At 49.5% G+C, this 1,494-nt stretch carries 3 protein-coding genes; all 3 read left to right on the forward strand.

Annotated elements, in window-relative coordinates; all coding sequences use genetic code 11:
* A partial coding sequence (locus BCT81_RS14945; protein WP_241908213.1) for a DNA topoisomerase occupies positions 1-730 on the forward strand: 730 nt, incomplete at its 5' end.
* The gene (locus BCT81_RS14950) at positions 727-1,224 is read left to right on the forward strand and encodes a hypothetical protein (RefSeq protein ID WP_102424940.1); all 498 of its coding nucleotides are present in this window, start codon (positions 727-729) and stop codon (positions 1,222-1,224) included. The genes BCT81_RS14945 and BCT81_RS14950, both read left to right, overlap by 4 nt.
* Positions 1,221-1,448 (forward strand): hypothetical protein, encoded by a 228-nt coding sequence (locus tag BCT81_RS14955; RefSeq protein WP_102424941.1) that lies wholly within the window; start codon positions 1,221-1,223, stop codon positions 1,446-1,448. Before BCT81_RS14950 ends, BCT81_RS14955 begins: the two co-directional genes overlap by 4 nt.
* The last annotated feature ends 46 nt before the right edge of the window (positions 1,449-1,494 follow it).

Raw genomic sequence — 1,494 nt, forward strand, 5'->3', positions numbered from 1 at the left:
GCTGACGTTTTCCAAGGTCAATGTGGTGAGTAAGAAAACCACGCCGCCTTCTGCGTTTACCGAAGGGACGCTCCTCGATGCCATGGCCAATATTGCACGCAGCGATAATGTTCCGGCTCAATTCAAAGCGATTTTGAAAGAGACAGCCGGACTTGGCACGCAAGCGACGCGCGCGGCCATCATTGAGACGCTCAAAAAGCGCGGCTTTGTGGAAGCAAAAGGCAAAAAGCTCCTAAGTAGCGAAGCAGGGCGCGGTTTGGTTCAGGCGCTGCCCAATGAAGTGAGCAACCCGGTGATGACCGCGATTTGGGAGCAGTCATTAGAGAGTATTGCAAAGCGAGAGATGAGCCTCGATGCCTTTATGCAAAACCAGGAAGGGTTTGTGCGCGCCATTGTCAGCAAGGTGAAGTCTGGGGACATCACCATTACCTTACCGAAAGTTGTAGAGCCTGAATCGCCATGTCCATTGTGTGGCAAAACAATGCGCCTTCGCTCCACCAAGAAACCGTTTTGGGCGTGTGAAGACCGCGACCAATGTGGCCTTATTCTCGATAGCGTGCGCGGCAAGCCCGCCAAAAATCAAAAGTGTGCCTGTGGTAAAGGCGTGTTGGTGCGCAAGTCTGGGAAAAACAAAGGCAGTTTTTACTGGAGCTGCAGCGCGTGGAAACAAGGCTGTCAGAAGCGTCATTTCGATGACAAAGGAAAGTTAGGAAAGGAGATGGGCTCATGAAAAAAGAAAGCAGAGCACAATGGTGGAGAGCGCAGTGGCGGGATTGCTTTAAGCCGCTTTATGAGACTTTTATTAAGGCATTGGCAATGTTAACGATAGCCCTATTCTCTCTGGTTTTATTGGCGACGGTGAAAATGCTTTGGTCGTACTTAACGTCAATAAATGGCGCTATTTATATTGACGACTTAGTGAATGTTGGTTGGTGGAGTGTTCTTTTTGTTGGGAGTCTTTTCGTCATCGGGAAAGCTGTACGCGTGATGCTCCCCAAAGCAGAAGATACCCGTGATGAAGATATGCAGCGGTATATGGAAGAAGGCAATATCGCTTTTTATCAAAGTCTAAATATTGAAGATAACCCCTATCTACAAGATTCGATGGAGGATGAAGATAAAGATACAGCAGCGCTTTGTTGGGAAGAAGGTTGGAAGGCTGCGGACTACGCCATGTTAAAAGAGCGGGCGTTGGACTCAACGTTAAAGGAAACCGGAATATGATAGTCGCCCGCTCGCTATCACCGGCTGAGCCTGACCTGATGGAAGGATGCACATTGGACCCGCTTCGTATTATGAGCTTGGAGGGGGTGGAAGTGGTTCAGTACCACGCCCCGAAAGGCGGCTGGACGCACGATGCGCTGGAGTGTGTCGATTATTTCTCGGTGAGTCCAGACGGTTGGGAGGCTTACCTAGATGAGCAGTGGATTGGTTCATCTGAGGTTTGAATCCAAGAAAGCGTCGAATTATGAGTCGGCTAGACGACACAAAAAT

The sequence above is a fragment of the Vibrio sp. 10N.261.52.A1 genome (assembly GCF_002876325.1).
GTDB classification, from domain to species: domain Bacteria; phylum Pseudomonadota; class Gammaproteobacteria; order Enterobacterales; family Vibrionaceae; genus Vibrio; species Vibrio chagasii.

Bases quoted from the DNA above. Each gene is read 5' to 3' on its own strand.
- BCT81_RS14950 (WP_102424940.1), top strand. From the start codon at position 727: ATGAAAAAAGAAAGCAGAGCACAATGGTGGAGAGCGCAGTGGCGGGAT.
- BCT81_RS14955 (WP_102424941.1), top strand. From the start codon at position 1,221: ATGATAGTCGCCCGCTCGCTATCACCGGCTGAGCCTGACCTGATGGAA.